General features: G+C 41.8%; 2 protein-coding genes. Both read left to right on the forward strand.

The window, feature by feature from the left end:
* Positions 1–1,963 (forward strand): transglycosylase domain-containing protein (locus ACRCJ0_RS12010; protein ID WP_431390565.1); only part of this gene is annotated, 1,963 nt, incomplete at its 5' end.
* Positions 1,964–2,131: 168 nt separating this feature from the next.
* Positions 2,132–2,437: YlbF family regulator (locus ACRCJ0_RS12015; protein WP_431390566.1), on the forward strand; the 306-nt coding region annotated here is incomplete at its 3' end.

Consider the following 2,437-nt stretch of genomic DNA (forward strand, 5'->3'; position numbering starts at 1 on the left):
TTTTGGATTTGTCTTGGAATCCTATTTACTAATAGGGGCCAAAACGACTGATGTGAGTGACTTGCCGGCAAAACTGCAAGTGACAACGGAGTTTTATGACCAAGACGGCGAGTATGCTGGTGAAATATCCAATGATGCCGGTACCTATGTTGAATTGGCAGATATATCGACCAATATTCAAGATGCGGTCATTTCAACAGAGGATAAACGATTTTATGACCACCAAGGGTTTGACCCTATTGGGATTGCCCGTGCGGCTTTTGGTTATTTAACAAGTGGACAAATTGTCGGAGGTGGGTCAACCATTACCCAGCAATTAGTGAAGAATGCCTTTTTGGACAATGACCAGTCCTTGATGCGTAAGTTAAAAGAGTTATTCTTGGCATTTGAAATCGAGAAGAATTATACAAAAGATGAAATTTTAGAAATGTATTTAAATAATGCCTACTTCGGTAACGGTGCTTATGGAGTAGAGGATGCCAGCTTGAAATACTTTGGGGTGTCAGCATCCGCGGTGACTGTTGATAATGCAGCGGTCATTGCCGGTGCATTGAAAGGCCCAACCATTTATAACCCAGTGGATGATTATGATGCGACGGTGGAACGCCGTAATACCATTTTACAGTTAATGGCCGATAATAAATTCATCACACAAGAGGAAGCCAATGCCGCGATTAATACGGAATTGGTGCAAATGAATAATGATACTTCTAGCGATAACTACGCTTATCCTTATTACTTCGATGCGGTAATCAATGAGGCAATCGATAAATACGGCTTATCTGAAGAAGATATTATGAACGGTAATTACAGGATTTATACCAACTTAAATCAAACTTACCAAACGGAATTAGAGGCTTCATATGAGAATACATCGCTATTCCCAACGTCGCCAGCTGGTGAATTGGCCCAATCAGCGTCCGTTGTGATGGACCCAGCAACTGGTGGGGTAATGGCCTCAGTCGGTGGTACTGGCGACTACTCATTTAGGGGCTTTAACCGGGCAACCCAAATTTCAAGAAGCCCTGCTTCAACTATTAAACCGTTATTGGTTTATGCCCTAGCCTTGGAAAAAGGTTACACCGCGCAATCTGTCATCCCTGATGAAGTACAGTCTTACGGGACCGATAACTATACCCCTGAAAACTGGAACTTTGAATCTGTTGGGGAAATTCTACTATGGGATGCCGTGGCTAAGTCGAAAAATACCTCAGCTGTTTGGTTGATGAATGAGCTCGGTGTGAATGCAGCCGTATCCAAATTAGATGACTTTGGCATTCCATATACCGAGGCCGATAAAAACTTAGGTTTAGCCTTGGGTGCTTTCAGTGATGGTGGGGTATCGCCACTGCAAATGGCCTCTGCCTATTCTGCTTTCGCTAACGGTGGGGTGCGTTCTGAAGGGCAATATATTACCCGAATTGAAGACCAACAAGGAAATATAGTGGTTGAAGAACAAGGACCTGTTCAAAACCAAGCAGTATCAGAAGAAGTGGCCGACGAAATGACTTCTATTCTAATGTCTGTTTATGATGAAGGTGGTACTGGTTCAACTATGGAACCCGAAGGCTATGAAATTGCTGGTAAGACAGGTTCAGCTGAATCTGAAAACTTCTCGTCAGGCAACAAAGATGAATGGGATATTGCCTATACACCAGATGTGGTCATTGCCACATGGTTTGGATTTGATGATACCGATGAAGATACTTACTTATGGTATCAGTCAGAAGGATCATCTAAATTGGCCTTCTCAGACATCCTAGATGGTGTCTTGAATGCTAGTCCAGGAACTGAATTTACGGTGCAATCAGCTTATGATGAGTACAACCAAATTCAATCGGAAGAAGCCGCAGCGTCAGAAGAATCATCTTCAGAGGAATCAACGTCTGACAGTGAATCAACAGGCGGATCAGTCTTTGATTCTGTACAAGAATTCTTCCAAGGATTATTTGGCGGACAATAAGCCACCCCTTTTGGCTTTCAATGATTCTGAAAGCATGTTATATTGGAAGATGTAGTTGAAAAGAAGCGGCGCGACCTCAAGTCGCCTAACGCTCGATATGATAACTATTGTTAAATAGCAACTAAGGACGTGACCCAGTAGTCATAGTCCTAAGAACATTTTTGAGGAGTGAACATTTTGTCAAATATTTACGATACAATTAACCAATTAGAACGCGACATCCGTGAAGAAGCAGCTTATAAAGATTTAGTAGCAGCTGTTGAAGCGTTAAAAAATGACCAAGAAGCATTCGATATCTACACTGAATTCCGTGCGTTACAATCAAGCTTCCAATTCAAAGCCCAATTAGGCCAAGAAATTACTGAAGAAGATGAAAAAAATGCTAACGAATTACAAGAGAAATTAGCGAACAACGAAGTAATTTCTAGCTTAATGGATAAAGAGCGTGCTTTAAACACTTTAGTTGAAGACATC

The organism is Aerococcus sp. L_32 (assembly GCF_050689315.1).